Origin of the sequence: Corynebacterium pseudopelargi (genome assembly GCF_003814005.1) — a bacterium.
Taxonomy (GTDB): Bacteria; Actinomycetota; Actinomycetes; order Mycobacteriales; family Mycobacteriaceae; genus Corynebacterium; species Corynebacterium pseudopelargi.
In genome coordinates, this window is sequence record NZ_CP033898.1 from 1064114 (window position 1) to 1079017 (window position 14904).

At 57.6% G+C, this 14904-nt stretch carries 16 protein-coding genes; 13 read left to right on the forward strand and 3 right to left on the reverse strand.

Annotated features, from left to right (window positions below):
* From CPPEL_RS05040 to CPPEL_RS05060, 5 genes are all read left to right on the forward strand, one after another.
* Positions 1–564 carry an ATP adenylyltransferase gene (locus CPPEL_RS05040; protein WP_245990511.1) on the forward strand — a complete coding sequence of 188 codons (564 nt, stop codon included), beginning with the start codon at positions 1–3 and terminating at the stop codon, positions 562–564.
* Entirely contained in the window at positions 557–1210 is a 654-nt protein-coding gene (pgsA, locus tag CPPEL_RS05045) for a phosphatidylinositol phosphate synthase (RefSeq protein WP_123960107.1), read from the forward strand. The genes CPPEL_RS05040 and pgsA overlap by 8 nt, the downstream gene beginning before the upstream one ends.
* A complete protein-coding gene (locus CPPEL_RS05050; protein WP_123960108.1) occupies positions 1207–2103 on the forward strand; it encodes a phosphatidylinositol mannoside acyltransferase in 897 nt (298 codons plus the stop codon). Before pgsA ends, CPPEL_RS05050 begins: the two co-directional genes overlap by 4 nt.
* Positions 2104–2220: 117 nt before the next feature.
* Positions 2221–3309 (forward strand): glycosyltransferase family 4 protein, encoded by a 1089-nt coding sequence (locus CPPEL_RS05055; RefSeq protein ID WP_123960109.1) that lies wholly within the window; start codon positions 2221–2223, stop codon positions 3307–3309.
* Between the two features lie 3 nt (positions 3310–3312).
* Positions 3313–3768, forward strand: a complete 456-nt coding sequence (locus CPPEL_RS05060; protein WP_123960110.1) for a hypothetical protein — start codon at positions 3313–3315, stop codon at positions 3766–3768.
* An 11-nt stretch (positions 3769–3779) separates the two neighbouring features.
* On the opposite strand, the gene CPPEL_RS05065 is transcribed toward CPPEL_RS05060, so the two are convergent.
* From CPPEL_RS05065 to CPPEL_RS05075, 3 genes are all read right to left on the reverse strand, one after another.
* On the reverse strand, positions 3780–4940 hold the full coding sequence (locus CPPEL_RS05065) for an aminotransferase class I/II-fold pyridoxal phosphate-dependent enzyme (protein ID WP_123960111.1): 1161 nt from the start codon (positions 4938–4940) through the stop codon (positions 3780–3782).
* On the reverse strand, positions 4937–5683 hold the full coding sequence (locus CPPEL_RS05070) for a 6-carboxyhexanoate--CoA ligase (protein WP_123960112.1): 747 nt from the start codon (positions 5681–5683) through the stop codon (positions 4937–4939). Before CPPEL_RS05070 ends, CPPEL_RS05065 begins: the two co-directional genes overlap by 4 nt.
* A 75-nt stretch (positions 5684–5758) precedes the next feature.
* Positions 5759–6958 carry a hypothetical protein gene (locus CPPEL_RS05075; RefSeq protein ID WP_123960113.1) on the reverse strand — a complete coding sequence of 400 codons (1200 nt, stop codon included), beginning with the start codon at positions 6956–6958 and terminating at the stop codon, positions 5759–5761.
* A gap of 98 nt (positions 6959–7056) precedes the next feature.
* Between CPPEL_RS05075 and CPPEL_RS05080 the strand changes: the two genes are divergently transcribed.
* The 8 genes from CPPEL_RS05080 (at position 7057) to secF (ending at position 14772) form a co-directional block, all read left to right on the forward strand.
* On the forward strand, positions 7057–7929 hold the full coding sequence (locus CPPEL_RS05080) for an acyl-CoA thioesterase (protein ID WP_123960114.1): 873 nt from the start codon (positions 7057–7059) through the stop codon (positions 7927–7929).
* Between the two features lie 113 nt (positions 7930–8042).
* The gene (locus CPPEL_RS05085; protein ID WP_123960115.1) at positions 8043–8795 is read left to right on the forward strand and encodes a YebC/PmpR family DNA-binding transcriptional regulator; all 753 of its coding nucleotides are present in this window, start codon (positions 8043–8045) and stop codon (positions 8793–8795) included.
* 130 nt (positions 8796–8925) lie between these two features.
* The gene (ruvC, locus tag CPPEL_RS05090) at positions 8926–9453 is read left to right on the forward strand and encodes a crossover junction endodeoxyribonuclease RuvC (RefSeq protein WP_123960116.1); all 528 of its coding nucleotides are present in this window, start codon (positions 8926–8928) and stop codon (positions 9451–9453) included.
* A gap of 45 nt (positions 9454–9498) precedes the next feature.
* Positions 9499–10104, forward strand: coding sequence for a Holliday junction branch migration protein RuvA (gene ruvA / locus CPPEL_RS05095; protein ID WP_123960117.1), 606 nt, complete (start codon positions 9499–9501; stop codon positions 10102–10104).
* A gap of 55 nt (positions 10105–10159) precedes the next feature.
* Positions 10160–11248, forward strand: a complete 1089-nt coding sequence (gene ruvB, locus CPPEL_RS05100; protein WP_123960118.1) for a Holliday junction branch migration DNA helicase RuvB — start codon at positions 10160–10162, stop codon at positions 11246–11248.
* 19 nt (positions 11249–11267) lie between these two features.
* Positions 11268–11630, forward strand: a complete 363-nt coding sequence (gene yajC / locus CPPEL_RS05105) for a preprotein translocase subunit YajC (protein WP_123960119.1) — start codon at positions 11268–11270, stop codon at positions 11628–11630.
* A gap of 227 nt (positions 11631–11857) precedes the next feature.
* On the forward strand, positions 11858–13663 hold the full coding sequence (gene secD / locus CPPEL_RS05110) for a protein translocase subunit SecD (RefSeq protein WP_123960120.1): 1806 nt from the start codon (positions 11858–11860) through the stop codon (positions 13661–13663).
* Between the two features lie 2 nt (positions 13664–13665).
* Positions 13666–14772, forward strand: coding sequence for a protein translocase subunit SecF (secF, locus tag CPPEL_RS05115; RefSeq protein ID WP_123960121.1), 1107 nt, complete (start codon positions 13666–13668; stop codon positions 14770–14772).
* Positions 14773–14904 lie beyond the last annotated feature (132 nt).

Genomic DNA, 14904 nt, shown 5'->3' on the forward strand with positions numbered 1-14904 from the left:
GTGCAGCAATACCACGACACCGGCGTTGGGGTGCCGGATCGCCTTGAGCGGCTTTGGGCACCCTACCGGATGGGGTATATCCGCCAAGATGGGCAAGACACCACAAAGCCTAGGAGCAATCCTTTTGTGCAGATTCCCCAGCTTGACGACGCCACCGGGTTGATCGTCGCGCGTGGTCAAAGCGTATATTGCGTGCTCAATCTCTTCCCCTATAACGCGGGGCACATGATGGTGGTGCCGTATCGCGAAGAAGCGAACTTGGAGGATCTCTTACCAGAGGAATCCGCTGAGATGTTCGCCTTTGCCCAGGCTGCTATTCGTGTGCTCAAACAAGCATCGAATCCAGATGCCATCAATGTGGGATTTAACCTCGGCAAGGCCTCTGGCGGTTCTGTTGCCGAGCACCTCCACATGCACATCGTTCCGCGCTGGAGCGGAGACTCAAATTTCATGACGATCATCGACGGCACCAAAGTGCTGCCCCAGTTGCTGCGCGATACGCGCTCGCTGCTTGCCCAGACATGGTCGTCTATCGAAGGCCTACCAGGAGAAGCCCATGCTTAGCGTCCGAGGCCGCAAGCCTGCTGCCGTGATTGTTGAACCCGTGGCAAAGCTATTTGCCAAAGCGGGTATTTCCCCCAATGCCGTGACCACCATCGGCGCGGCCATCACCATCGCTATTGCCGTCATTTTGATTCCCACGAATCACCTGATCGCGGCCGCCTTGCTCTCAGGGCTCTTTGCCGCCTTTGACATGGTTGATGGCACCATGGCCAGGCTTCGCGGTGGCGGGACCAAATACGGTGCCACCTTGGATGCCACCTGCGACAGGCTTACCGATGGCGCACTTTTTGCCGCTATTACCTGGTGGCTGATCTATACCTACGACGCCCCAAAGCCACTGGTGGTGGCAGCACTGATCGTGTTGGTGTGCTCCCAGGTGATCTCCTATGTCAAGGCTCGCGCCGAAGCATCGGGATTCAAGGTCAATGGCGGTTTAGTGGAACGCCCCGAAAGGCTCATCATCGGACTAGTTGGTCTTGGGCTTCAAGGTTTCGGTGTGCCTTATGCCATTGACGTTGCCTTGTGGATTCTTGCCCTGGGCAGCATCTTTACCGTCTGGCAGCGCCTGCACATGGTCAAGCAATCGCCTCAGGCGAAACAAATCATCGCGCCTCCGGCCGGTGCCAAGGAGTTTCCTGGCGCATGAGTGCACGAGAAACACTCAGCGCCAAGGCCTATATTGCCGGATGGAAACTCGTGCGGCGCTTACCAATCGGTGTTGCCGATGCGCTTTTTAACTTCGCTGCTGATTGCTGGTCGCGGCGAGGCGCGGGATTGCCGCAACTGCGCAAGAACCTCGCCCGAGTCGTAGGGGAAGAGCGCGTAGATAAGCCACTGGTGCGTGCAGCGGCTAGGTCCTATGCACGCTATTGGCGTGAGGCATTCCAACTGCCAGCTATTGCCGAAGATCCCGACTTGCACCAGCGCCTGCTCCAAAGTGTTACAGGCTTAGACCGGCTCCAGGCATCCCTCGACAAGGGCAAGGGCGTGGTGCTGGTATTGCCGCATAGCGGCAACTGGGACATGGCCGGGGTGCTCTTAGTGCACGTTCACGGTCAATTCACCACCGTGGCCGAAAGGCTGAAGCCCGAATCGCTGTATCAAGCGTTTGTGGATTATCGCGAAGCCTTGGGCTTTAGGGTGCTGCCACTAAGCGGTGGGCCTAAGCCTTTCCATGGGCTCAAAGCTGCCCTTGAGGCCGGCCAAGTGGTGTGCCTGCTGGGAGAAAGAGACCTCAAACGCAGCGGGGTAGAGGTGAACTTCTTCGGGCGCACCGCGCGCATGCCGGCAGGGCCTGTGAAGCTAGCGCAAGAAACCGGTGCGGCCTTGCACCCAGTGCACCTGTGGTTTGAGCCAGGCGGCTGGGGCTTTGAAGTAGGCGAGGCAATCGAGGTAGGAGAGCTTGCACCCACCGTGCAGCGCGTCGCCGATGCACTTGCCACGGGCATTGCCGCTCACCCCGCCGATTGGCACATGCTGCAGCCGCTGTGGATTGAAGATCTTGATCAACAGCGTTATCTTCGCGGGTTAGCTACCTAGGGTGGGCTACACTGCCAACTAATGCATTGGCCATCAACCCGCGTGGGTCAGCACAATACGCTGGCGCACCCGGATGCACCCCAACGGTGCTGTGAGGATTGTGAGAAGGGAGTAGGTATGAATATCGGCATCGTCTGCCCCTACTCCTTCGACGAACCAGGCGGAGTTCAAGCCCATATCCTTGACTTAGCGCAGGTGTTGATCCAGCGAGGCCATAGCGTATCGGTGCTCGGGCCTTGCTCAGCGCACACCGAAGTGCCAGATTTTGTATGCAAGGGCGGACCAAGTATTCCCGTGCCATATAACGGCAGCGTTGCCCGCATCTCATTGCGCCCAGCAACCTTTAAGCGCACCAGAGAATTTATCCAACAGGGCAATTTTGATGTGCTGCACATCCACGAGCCGAACTCTCCAAGTTTTTCCATGGCAGCGCTGCGCATTGCCGAAGGGCCCATCGTTGCCACCTACCACGCATCATCTTCCGGGTCGCGGCTGTTAAAGCTGTTGCTGCCCGTACTACGCGGGCCTTTAGAGAAAGTGCGCGGCGGCATTGCCGTATCTGAGATGGCGCGCCGCTGGCAAGTAGAGATGCTCGGTGGCGATCCGGTGCTGATTCCCAACGGCGTTGATACCCACGCATTTGCCCAGTACCGCAACGAAACATGTAGCGATGATGTGAGCGAGATCGTGTTCTTAGGTCGCATCGACGAATCGCGCAAGGGCCTTCCGGTGTTGCTCAAGGCCCTTGATGGTTTGGACCGCAACGTTCAGGTGACGGTCATTGGCGCTGGACAACCACGCCCGCATCCGCAGGTGCGCTACGTGGGGCGCGTCAGTGACGAAGAAAAAGCCAAGATTTTAGGCCGCGCCGATATCTATGTTGCCCCGAACCTCGGCGGAGAAAGCTTTGGCATCGTATTAGTAGAGGCGATGGCCGCCGGTTGCGCCGTGGTGGCAAGCGATTTAGAGGCCTTTGCTGCCGTGTGTGATGCCGAAAGCGAACAGCCCGCTGGTGCGCTATTTAGCACCGGTGACCCAGATGCGCTTCGCCGGATCTTGCAAACGCTGATCGATCAGCCCGCGCAGTGCGAAGCCCTGGTACACAGTGGCGAGAAGCGCGCTGAATTGTATGACTGGCAAACGGTAGCCGACGAGGTGGAGCGAGTGTATGAAACCGTGGCCGATGGAACGAAAGTGCAGGCATAACGCATGCAAACACTTCTGCTGGTGCTGCTGAGCGTCGCTATCACCATCGCGCTGTTGTGGGCGTATTTCACAGCACAAAGGCTCAATCGCCTGCATATTCGCACCGACGCAGCATTGCAGTCTTTACAGGCGACCCTGGATCGGCGCGCAGCGATTGCCGCAGTGCTGATCCCAGATATCGCACCCCAAGCCCACGCTGCTGAACAAGTTCCTTTGGAATACGCCAATTTTGCACAGCGGATAGAAAAAGAACGACCCATCTCTGCTGCTATTGCCCAATTGGGTGAACAACCCCCTGCACCGCTCGCAGATGCAGAAGTGCGCCTGCAGCTTGCCCACCGCTTTTATAACGAGGCAGTAGCCGATACCAGGGCATTAAGAACCCGCCCACTGGTACGCATCACCCGACTTGGCGGCAGGGCGCAGTTGCCTGAGTATTTCGAATACACCGAATGCTAACGACCGGAGCTTCAGAGTAGCTGCCGAATGGCCGAGCAGGCCTCGGCAACCACCTCGCGCGGATGCCTCGCAGTAATGGTCAGTCGCAGCATCGCCTCGCCATCTGGCACGGTGGGGTAGCGAATAGCGGGGATAAACCAGCCCTGATCAAACAACTGCTCATGCAGTGCCAAGGCTCGCTCGGTGCTGCCAACCACCACGGGAATGATGGCGCTTTGTGGCCCAGTGGGCGAAAGGCCCAGGTGCTCATGGGCGGTCGCGATATTCAGCGCCAATTGAGTAAGTGGGCCTGGGTCATTGCTCAGCACATCTAAGGCTGCGATCAAAGCGGCAGTGCTGGCGGGAGTATTGGCGGTGGAGAAGACGAAACTTCTGGCGCGATTGCGAAGCAAATGGCCAAGGGCGCTGCCGCAGAGCACGAAACCGCCGATGCCGCCGAGGGCTTTGCTGGCGGTGCCGATGATCACTTCATTTTCATAGCGTTGGGGATATAGCCCGATAATGCCCCTGCCGCCACCGAGGTTGCCTACCCCGTGGGCGTCGTCAAGCAAAAGCCAGGCACCAAATTGGCTGCATACAGCGCGCAAGGCGGGAAGGTCGATCACCTCGCCGGTCATGGAAAAGACGGCGTCTGAGACCACGATGGCCTGATTGCTCGATTCGCGCGCGTGGCGTTCAAGCATGCGGGCAAGCGCCTCGACATCACCGTGGGGATAGATCGTGGTGCTTGCCTTGCTCATGCGGGCGCCATCGATAATCGAGGCGTGATTGAGCTCATCGGAAAAAATCGTGCAGGACGCATCGCTGATCGCCTGTAGCACCGAGACGTTTGTTTGGAAACCGGTGGCAAATAACACCGCATCCTCACTGCCGAAAAAGCGTGCCAACGCCGCTTCGGCATCCCGGTGAAGCTGCAGGCCCGTGGTAAGCCGCGAACCACCCGACGTAGTACCAAAGGCCTCAATGGCGTGAGCAGCAGCAGCTTGAAGCGCAGGGTGCATGCCCAGGCCTGCATAGTCAGAAGAAGCAAATTGCCAGACGTGTTGGCCATTGATCTCGCAGCGCAATTGCGTACTGGAAAACGCCCGAACGTGGCGTTCAAGCCCACGGGCTTGCCAGGTGCTGTTCGCGGCCGAAGCGAAAGCCTCAATGCTGTTGTGCTGAACGTTCATCGCACCAACACCGCCTGATGCTCAAGAAATGTGATGGCGTCCTGCACGCGCTGCTGGGGATTTGTTGCTGCATCGATGAGAAATACCCGCCCGCCAGAGGGATGCCCCAGCGCCTTCGCGTTGGGGATTCGGTAGTACACGCCCCCGCGCGCAAGGTAGCCGGTGGTGTAGGCGGGATCATCCGAGATGCACAGCTCGGCCACGATATGGGGGCAGGCAGCCACCTTCGAGGCCAAGGTGAGTGCCTCATGGTGATAATCCTTGCCGGCGCTGCCGGTGTCGCTAGCGCTGCTAGTGCTGCCGGTGTCGCTAGTGCCGCTGGGAGCCGCGCTGCCAAAGGTGGAGGCGCGAACCCCGCGTCGTTGATCTGGATCCAGGCGCTGGCCGCTGTGGGCATCGACGAGTGCTGCGCCGCGGAGTCGTCGCAGCGTGTAGAGCATCTCAATGGCTTGGGCTGCTGCTGGAAGATCGTTGAGTTGTGTATGCATCCAGCGTTTGGCCTGGGCTGGATTCTGACACTCGATTGCTTCTACCCGCAGCCTGTCTACGATGCGCACCTCGTCGCGGATTTCTGCGATCCTGATGTTGAGGTCGTCTGGGCTGCCATGTTCATGATTAATGGCACGCAAAAGGTATGCCTGCGCGGTGGCATTGGCTTGTTCCAGATCGGTGCAAATGGTTTCTGCTCCGGAGGTGTGCAGGCCTTGCTTGGCTGCGCGCATCTTGACGCTATAGAAGCTCACAAAGGCTTAGTGTAGCGTCACCTCCCGCCTGAAAAGGCTAAACGTTGTTCAATTTTGGCTTCCACATCTGAGGCATCAGGCGGCAACTTCGCGCAATTGCTTCTCGCGGAAGACCTGCTGTTGCTGGCGAACGTGCAGGATTGCCACCACTACCATGGCCACGAGCAACAGATTCCTCAGCGCCAACATCAGGGGTGCAAACGCGCCGTCGAAAGGCACTTGATCAATGTGGTCATAGGTAATCGGATACACCAAGGTGGTGCAGGCCTGGCAAAGCAAGCACAGCAGCGCCAGCGTTTTGGCCTTCCCATAAGGCTGCAGCAGATAACCCACCACCACCAGCGGGGCCAGCCACAGCAGATACTGCGGCGATAACACTTTGTTGGCGCACAGCAGCACGAGCAGCACCAGGATCATCCACGCCACCTGGAGCTCTTGGGTGATACCTTCGCGCAGCACATTCCACAGCCACAGCAGCACCAACGCCGCACATAACAGCATGAGCACCGAGGAGAGGAACTGCATGGCTGCATCGCCAGGGCCGGTGATTTCAAAGCTTTTCGACGCCGCGTACTCCACCCGATAACGCTCAGGGCTGATCAAAGCGCCAAGCATGAGGGGAGTGGCCGCCACCGACTCGATCTGTAAACCGCGAGCACCCTGATATGTCAGTGGACTCAGCAGGCGCTGCACACCACCGAAGGCGATGCTTAGCAGGCTCAAGATGGCCACCGTGGCCAAAAACGTGGTGATCTGTATTCTGGTGGCGCGTGAGCGCAATCTTCCACCGATGGCCGGCACCAGGGCAAAAGGCCATAGCTTCATCATCGCTGCGGTAGCAAGAAAGATGGCGCTGCGCTTGCGGTAGCCAAAAAGCGCGGCCATTGCCACCAGCACGCCTGGCAAAATATCAAAGCGCCACAACAAGACTTCCGGCATGAGCAGGCCAGAAGCAATCCAAAAGGCCTTTGGTCCGGCACTTCGTGCATAACGCTGCACCAGGAAGAACATCAATCCATCAACGCTTAGGCACATGATGCTGAATAAGGCGATAAACAATCCCTCGTGGCCGTTGCTGAAGAAAAACAGCGCGCGCAAAGGCCATACGGCTACGGCCGGATACTCTCCGAGTGCCAGCGTCTCACCGGAGGTGAGTTCTTCGAAGTAGTACTGCGGATCGCCCTGCGTCCAGGGATTTCGAAGCGCGAGTGCCACCACCGCGATGCGGCTGAGCACCCAGAATATCCACCAGCGTCCATTGGAAATTGCTTGCACCCGGACGATTCTATCTTTAAAGCCTGCACACTTGGATAAGCTTTGGGGCAACCGCCCAGCATTCACAGGCCATCTGTGGAGGAAGGAAGCCTGAAGTTATGAGTGTTATTTTCGATGTTCTTGAGCTCGAAACAATTGATAAAGATATTTTCCGAGGCAGCGTTGTTCCCTCGAACTTTAAGCGCACCTTCGGCGGGCAGGTGGCAGCACAAGCACTGGTAGCGGCCACCAACACGATTGAAGACAAAGCCGTGCATTCCTTACATGGCTATTTTGTAGGTCCAGGCGATGCCCGCAAACCCACGGTGTTTCTTGTCGAGCGCATTCGCGATGGCAAGTCCTTTGCTTCACGCCAAGTGCGCGCCATTCAAGATGGCGAAACGATCTTTGTCATGCAAGCCAGTTTCCACCGCACCGATGACCGCGGCATCGAGCACTCCGATCTGATGCGCGAAGTGCCCGCGCCCGAGGCAGTGACCATGGATATGGATCAGATTCCCAAAAGCTCGCGGGTGGTGCTTGAAGAGTGGAGCGATTGGGATATCCGCAAGGTCGCCGATGAGGATTTCCAGCACAATCCCTATACCGCCAGCCAACAGGTGGTGTGGTTTAGGTCGAAAACCAAGCTTCCCGACGATCCAACCTTCCACGTCTGCACCTTGGCCTATATGTCGGATATGACCCTGCTGCACTCCTCCCTCGTGCCGCACCCAAATCACCCTGTACAAATGGCATCGCTTGACCACGCAATGTGGTTCTTGCGTCCTTTCCGCGCTGATGAGTGGCTGTTATATGACCAAGTCTCGCCTTCGGCGCATGCAGGGCGCGCGCTTACCCACGGTCGCATCTTTAACCAGCAGGGCGATTTGGTGGCTGTGACCACCCAAGAGGGACTGACCCGCACGCTCGCACAGGGGAAGGCGGAAATTCCTATCGCAGGCTTAGACAACTCAGAAAACTCCGGCAACTAGCTTCAAAGCATCATTGCTGCCGGGTCGAGCTCTCGCACACTTGTGGTGCGGGCGTATAATGGCGCCGGTTCAAGACTTTATTTGTTTATATACGCAGTGACAGAAGGGAAATTATGTCAGGGCACTCAAAATGGGCTACTACCAAACACAAGAAGGCGGCCAATGACGCCAAGCGTGGCAAGGAATTTGCCAAGCTGATTAAAAACATCGAGGTAGCAGCCCGTACCGGCGGTGGCGACCCTGCCGCTAACCCCACCCTCGACGATATGATTAAAAAGGCCAAAAAGGCCTCCGTTCCCAACGACAATATCGAGCGCGCCCGTAAGCGTGGCTCTGGTGAAGAAGCCGGTGGCGCCGATTGGCAGACCATCTTCTACGAAGGCTATGGCCCCAATGGCGTGGCCGTGATGATTGAATGTCTCACCGATAACCGCAACCGTGCGGCCAGCGAGGTGCGAACCCGCATGACCAAAAACGGCGGCAATATGGCAGAAAACGGCGCGGTGTCCTACCTATTTAGCCGCCAGGGCGTGGTGTTAGTAGAGCAGGGCGATCTCAGCGAAGACGATGTGCTGATGGCCGTGCTCGACGCAGGCGCCGAGGAAGTCAACCAGGTTGGCGATAAATTCGAGATCCTGTGTGCACCCGGCGATATGGTGGCTGTCAAGGCCGCGCTTGGCGAAGCCGGCATTGAGGTAGACGAAGCAGACCAAGATTTCCGCGCCTCTGTCGAGGTTGATCTGGGTGTAGCAGATGCTCGCAAGATCCTTCGCCTGATTGATGCTTTGGAAGAATCCGACGACGTGCAAAATGTGTTTACCAACATGAGCTTAAGCGATGAGGTGCTCGCCGAGCTCGACGATTAATCTCTAGCACGCTTGCAACCGGGGTGCCTGCCTAAAAATGGCAGGTGCCCCGGTTTTCGCAACTCTGTGCTAATTTAAGAGTGATTGTGGTGCTACTGCGCCCACAACACCCGATGCAGAAAGTGAGTCCATGCCCAAAGGTCTGAGAGTAATGGGGATCGATCCCGGTCTTACCCGCTGCGGGCTCTCAGTAGTAGATGCTGGACATGGCCGGCAGGTGATACCGGTGGCGGTGGGAGTGGTGCGCACCCCAAGCAGTGAGCAGCTCACCCAACGTTTATTGGAGCTCAGCGAGGCAGTCAATGAATGGCTCGATGAATATCAGCCTGACGTGGTTGCCCTCGAGCGCATCTTTGAACGAGGCAACGTCTCTACCGTGATGCATACCGCCCACGGCGTGGGGGTGTTGATGCTGGCTGCAGCCCAGCGCGGGCTTGAGGTGCACATGTACACCCCAAGTGAAGTGAAAAAGGCCGTCACGGGAAATGGCCGTGCCGATAAGAAACAGATGACGGCCATGATCACCCGAATCTTAGGGTTGAGCGAGCCCCCAAAACCGGCAGACGCGGCCGATGCACTCGCCCTAGGGGTGTGCCATTGCTGGCGAGCTTCAACCTTGGGCTACGAACAGCGCCTTCGATCCAATACCTTGAAATAACAGCACAGCAGCCAACTAGAACAAAACAAAGAAAGCGAAGCCACCGTGATTGCCTATCTGCGAGGGATTATCAGCGAGATTGCTCTAGACCGAGCGGTGATCGAATGCGCCGGCGTGGGCTATGAGGTTTGGTGCAGCCCTCGCACCCTCGGGCGCCTGCAACGCGGTGAAGAAGCCAAGGTGATTACCAGCCAGGTGATCAGGGAAGATCAACACCTGCTCTATGGCTTTTTGGAACAAGAAGAAAAAGAAATGTTCCATTTGCTCCAGTCAGTCTCTGGACTCGGGCCGCGCCTCGCCCTGGCGGCGCAGGCTGTGTTTAGCTGCGAGGAAATCGCCCAGCACATCCGCGGAGGCGACGCCAAAGCACTCCAGCAGATCCCCGGCGTGGGCAAACGTACTGCAGAGCGAATGGTGGTGGATCTCAAAGACAAGGTCGGCAACTATGTCGACGCCGAAGCCCCGGTGCAGAACCCGGCGACGCAAAGCGCACGACCGGGAGTATCCGAGGCCGTGCTCGAAGCCCTGATCGGTCTGGGCTTTAGCGAAAAAGTGGCACAACCCGCCTTGGAGGCAGTGCTGCAAGAGTCACCGGACATGGATGCCTCTCGCGCCCTGCATGCCACCTTGAACGTATTGGGTAGACGATAAGCTTGAGCGGCAAGACGCTTTGTTTAAAAGCGGAGAAGGGAAGTACCCGTTAGTAATGGCCAATATTGAAAAGACCGAATTCAACATCGCTGGCTCGGCGCAACAACCAAGCCCTGCACAACAGCGCGATGCTGTGGTGCCCACGCAGCAAGACGGCGAGCGCGATGTTGAAAGCTCCTTGCGCCCAAAAAGCATCGAAGAATTTATTGGCCAACCCAAAGTTCGTAATCAGCTCAACTTGGTGCTAGGCGGAGCCAAACACCGTGGGGTAGCACCGGACCATGTGCTGCTTTCTGGCCCGCCCGGTCTGGGTAAAACCACCATGGCCATGATCATTGCCTATGAGCTCGGTGCCGGGCTCAGGATGACCTCAGGCCCAGCACTTGAGCGAGCAGGTGATCTAGCAGCCATGCTTTCTAATTTGATGGAAGGCGATGTGCTGTTTATTGATGAAATCCACCGCATGGCCAGGCCTGCAGAAGAAATGCTGTACATGGCCATGGAAGATTTCCGCGTCGATGTGATTGTGGGTAAAGGCCCAGGGGCTACCTCCATTCCACTGGAGTTAGCGCCTTTTACCCTCGTTGGAGCCACCACCCGTTCAGGCATGCTTACCGGCCCGCTGCGCGATCGTTTCGGCTTTACCGCGCAAATGGAGTTCTATTCCACCGATGATCTGACCAAGGTGGTGCTGCGCGCCGCAAAGATCCTCGGTGTCAGCATCAGCGATGACGCTGCAAGAGAGATCGCCTCGCGTAGCCGCGGTACACCGCGTATTGCCAACCGCTTATTACGCCGCGTTCGAGATTTTGCCGAAGTCCATGCCGATGGGCGCATCGATCTAGGGGCGGCCAAGGCTGCGCTGCTCGTTTTCGATGTTGATGAACGCGGCCTTGATCGCCTGGATAGGGCAGTGCTTGACGCCCTAATTCGAGGTCACGGTGGCGGTCCTGTGGGCGTGAATGCCTTGGCCATTGCCGTGGGCGAGGAGCCGAGCACGGTAGAAGAAGTATGCGAGCCCTACCTGGTTCGTGCCGGGATGATCGCGCGTACACCGCGTGGCCGCGTGGCCACGGCGGCTGCTTGGTTGCACTTAGGGTTGCAACCTCCAGAGGGAACCCTTGGCATGCTCGATCTTGAATGATCTGGCACACTAGAACACTATGAATCTTTTACTACTGATCCTCCTGCTGGTTGTGTTGATCCTGCCAACGATGATGATGCAGCGTCGTCAGCGCCGTGAGCTCGCACGCATCCAACAGGTGCAAGAAGATCTGGTGATTGGCGATCATGTGGTGAGCAATGCCGGTTTGCACGCAGTGGTTCGCGGTATCGATGACACCACGGTGGAACTTGAAACCTCCCCGTCGAATATCAGCGTGTGGGAAAAGGCAGCGATCGTTCGCAACCTGAGCCAGGATGAGCGAGAAAGCGCTCAAGCCCAGCAGGTAGCCCAGCCTGTAGAAGAAGCACCCGAGGCACCATTGCGAAGCGAACAAGACCCAGGTGAACAGCCACAGCGTTAAGCCCGTCACCTGAATTCCCAAGCGGTTGTAGGAAAAACGAAACCCTGCAGCCGCTTTTTCTATGCCCGGCGAATGTTTTCTGTGCCACGGGGTGCACGCTGATCCGGGGTCATGTCGTAGTATGAGCCGATGAGATAACACCGGAACCCACGGAGCCAGCTTGGCTATCACAGCGTGTCGGTTCCCAGGGCGTTATTGGATAGCGCAAGAACAAGGGAGAATTTGCATTGCCTTCGCAACAACGCGCAGGGGCAAAATGGAGAACGTGGCCCAAACGTGCCATCGCTCTTTTTATTGCCACCCTGGCCGTCATCTATGCACTGATCTTTTTCACTGGTGATGGCAGCCCAAAGCCGAAGTTAGGTATTGACCTTCAAGGCGGTACCCGAGTCACGCTGGTGCCGCAGGGCCAAGACCCCAGCGATGATCAGCTCGCACAGGCGCGCAACATCTTGGAAAACCGCGTCAATGGCATGGGTGTTTCCGGCGCCACCGTGGTTGCCGATGGCAAAACACTGGTCATCACGGTGCCGGGCACCGATACGTCCCAGGCTCGTGCTTTAGGCCAAACCTCGCAGTTGCTGTTCCGCCCCGTTGCCCAGCCTCAAGAACCGAATGGTGAGGCAGTGGAAAAGAACATGGTGGATATGGCCAATCGTTGGGTTGCAGCGGGCGTGATCACCCCAGAGCAAGCCAACGATGCGCTCAAAGAACAGGCTCAATTGCTAGCCCAGGCCGAGGGCAAAAATGCCGATGAGGCAAAGCCCGAGAAGGTCACGGCAAAAGCTCCCAAGGAGCCGGCGAACTCCATTGAGGCCGAACAGCGCCGCAAAGAAGTTCTGGAGATGCTGAAGAAGGATCGTCAATCCACCGATCCCAATATCCAGATTGCTGCCAGCAGCCTCATGCAGTGTGAGGCAGGCAAGCCGGATCCGCTCCAGGGTGCTGATGATCCCTCCAAGCCACTGGTTGCCTGCGCCCCAGAAAGTGATGACCAAGGGCCAAGCATCTACATCCTTGATCCAAGCCCCTTGCTCATTGGCCAAGAAGAGCCAGACGGCAAGCGCCTCACCGGCGATGAGATTGACACCAACCGTCCGATCAATGGTGGCTTGAACCCGCAGAACGGCGAGATGGAGATCAACTTCTCCTTCAAGTCTGATAACGGCAACCAGGGTTCGGCAACCTGGGCCAAGCTCACCAGCGACTACATCAACCAGCAGGTTGCCATCACCTTGGACTCGAAGATTATTTCGGCTCCGGTGATTCGTTCGGCCACGCCGGTGGGCTCTGGTACCAGCATCACCGGTGATTTCACCCAGCAGCAAGCACAAGAGCTGGCGAACAACCTGCGCTATGGTGCGCTGCCTTTGAGCTTTGCTGGTGAAAACGGCGAGGCCGGCGGCACTACCACCACCGTGCCTGCATCCCTTGGTGCGGCATCGCTGAAGGCCGGCTTGATTGCCGGTTTGGTCGGCGTGCTCTTAGTGGCGCTGTATTCGCTGATTAACTATCGCTTCTTCGGTGTGATCTCCATGGTGGCACTGTGCGCATCCTTTGCGCTGGTGTACGGAGCTTTGGTGCTCCTTGGCCGCTGGATCGGCTACTCGCTTGACCTTGCAGGCGTGGCCGGCTTGATCATCGGTATTGGTACGACTGCCGACTCCTTCGTGGTGCTCTACGAAAGGATTAAAGATGAAGTGCGTGAGGGCAGAACCTTCCGTTCTGCCGTGCCGCGCGGCTGGGACCGAGCAAAACAGACCATCGTTACCGGTAACGCCGTGACGCTGATTGGTGCCGTGGTGATCTACTTCCTGGCGGTGGGCTCGGTGAAGGGCTTTGCCTTCACCCTTGGTTTGACCACGCTCTTCGACCTGTTCGTTGTATTCCTCTTTACTGCTCCTTTGGTGATCCTGGCTTCGAGGAAACCCTGGACGGCACGCCCAGGCGCCAATGGTCTGGGCAAGATGTTCAAGATTAGTGAGCAGAAGCGTCGACAAGCTCGGGCAGCCGACACCGAAAAGGAGCGTTAACCATGAGCAAAAATCTGCTAAGCAAGCTCTACACAGGCGACGGTGGCCTCGACTTTGTTGGCCAACGCCGAAAGTGGTACTCCATTACCGCCGCTATTTTGCTGGTGTGCCTGGTAGCCATCGGTATTCGCGGCTTTAGCCTCGGCATCGATTTCGTGGGCGGCACGAAAATGAATATGCCCGCCGCACAACTGAGCACCGAGAAGGTGGAGCACACCTTCGAAGACGCCACCGGTGTTACTCCCGAGCAGGTGCAAATCGTGGGCGCAGGGGATAGCCGCATCCTCGAGATCACCTCAGAGCGACTCACCCAAGACCAAATCGATGCCGCCCGCAATGCCCTCTACGAGGAATACAAGCCCGAAAATGCTTCCGGGCAGCAAACCCCTGATGCCATTGGCGATTCCACCGTCTCGGAATCCTGGGGCTCTACCATCACCTCGAGGATGCTGCTGGCCATGGGCGTGTTCCTGGCTGCTGTCTTTGTCTACATCGCCCTGAGGCTCGAAAGGAAGATGGGCGTAGCTGCCATGCTCGCCTTGCTGGTAGACCTGGTCGTAATCGCAGGTATCTACTCACTGGTGGGCTTTGAAGTAACCCCTGCCACCGTGATCGGCCTGCTCACGGTGCTGGCCTTCTCCTTGTACGACACGGTGATCGTCTTTGATAAGGTCCGCGAGCTCAGCGCCGGTTATCTGGGGAATCGTCGTCGCACCTATGGGGAGCTGGCCAACGAGGCTGTGAACCAGACAGTGATGCGCTCGATCTCCACCACGATCATTTCGGCGCTGCCCATCCTTGCGCTGATGGTGGTGGCCGTGTGGCTCATGGGCGTGGGTACGCTGAAAGACCTCGCACTGGTACAGCTCATCGGTGTGATTGAAGGTACGTTCTCCTCCATCTTCCTTGCCACGCCGCTGCTGGTATCGCTAAAAGAGCGCGAACCTAAGGTCAAGGCGCATAACGCCCAGGTGCTTCGAGCCCGCGAGCATGTAGAAGATCCAGAAGACGAGGCTATCGACGAAGCAATCATCGAAGATCGCCTAGAAACGGACACACCCCAAACGCCTCCTTCTACCGGTGCCACCTGGCGCCCAGGCCAAGGCTAAACACCCGGGTATCCAATCCAGCACCCCGCTACGGCGGGGTGTTGTGCTTAGAAAGTATGTGCGGATGCCTTCGGGGATTACACCTGATTCGGGAAGCAGAACTTTTGGGTTTTATACTGAACAGGATTGCTG

Coding starts and splice junctions, on each gene's coding strand:
- pgsA (WP_123960107.1), top strand. CDS start 557: ATGCTTAGCGTCCGAGGCCGCAAGCCTGCTGCCGTGATTGTTGAACCC.
- CPPEL_RS05050 (WP_123960108.1), top strand. CDS start 1,207: ATGAGTGCACGAGAAACACTCAGCGCCAAGGCCTATATTGCCGGATGG.
- CPPEL_RS05055 (WP_123960109.1), top strand. CDS start 2,221: ATGAATATCGGCATCGTCTGCCCCTACTCCTTCGACGAACCAGGCGGA.
- CPPEL_RS05060 (WP_123960110.1), top strand. CDS start 3,313: ATGCAAACACTTCTGCTGGTGCTGCTGAGCGTCGCTATCACCATCGCG.
- CPPEL_RS05065 (WP_123960111.1), bottom strand. CDS start 4,940: ATGAACGTTCAGCACAACAGCATTGAGGCTTTCGCTTCGGCCGCGAAC.
- CPPEL_RS05080 (WP_123960114.1), top strand. CDS start 7,057: ATGAGTGTTATTTTCGATGTTCTTGAGCTCGAAACAATTGATAAAGAT.
- CPPEL_RS05085 (WP_123960115.1), top strand. CDS start 8,043: ATGTCAGGGCACTCAAAATGGGCTACTACCAAACACAAGAAGGCGGCC.
- ruvC (WP_123960116.1), top strand. CDS start 8,926: ATGCCCAAAGGTCTGAGAGTAATGGGGATCGATCCCGGTCTTACCCGC.
- ruvB (WP_123960118.1), top strand. CDS start 10,160: ATGGCCAATATTGAAAAGACCGAATTCAACATCGCTGGCTCGGCGCAA.
- yajC (WP_123960119.1), top strand. CDS start 11,268: ATGAATCTTTTACTACTGATCCTCCTGCTGGTTGTGTTGATCCTGCCA.
- secF (WP_123960121.1), top strand. CDS start 13,666: ATGAGCAAAAATCTGCTAAGCAAGCTCTACACAGGCGACGGTGGCCTC.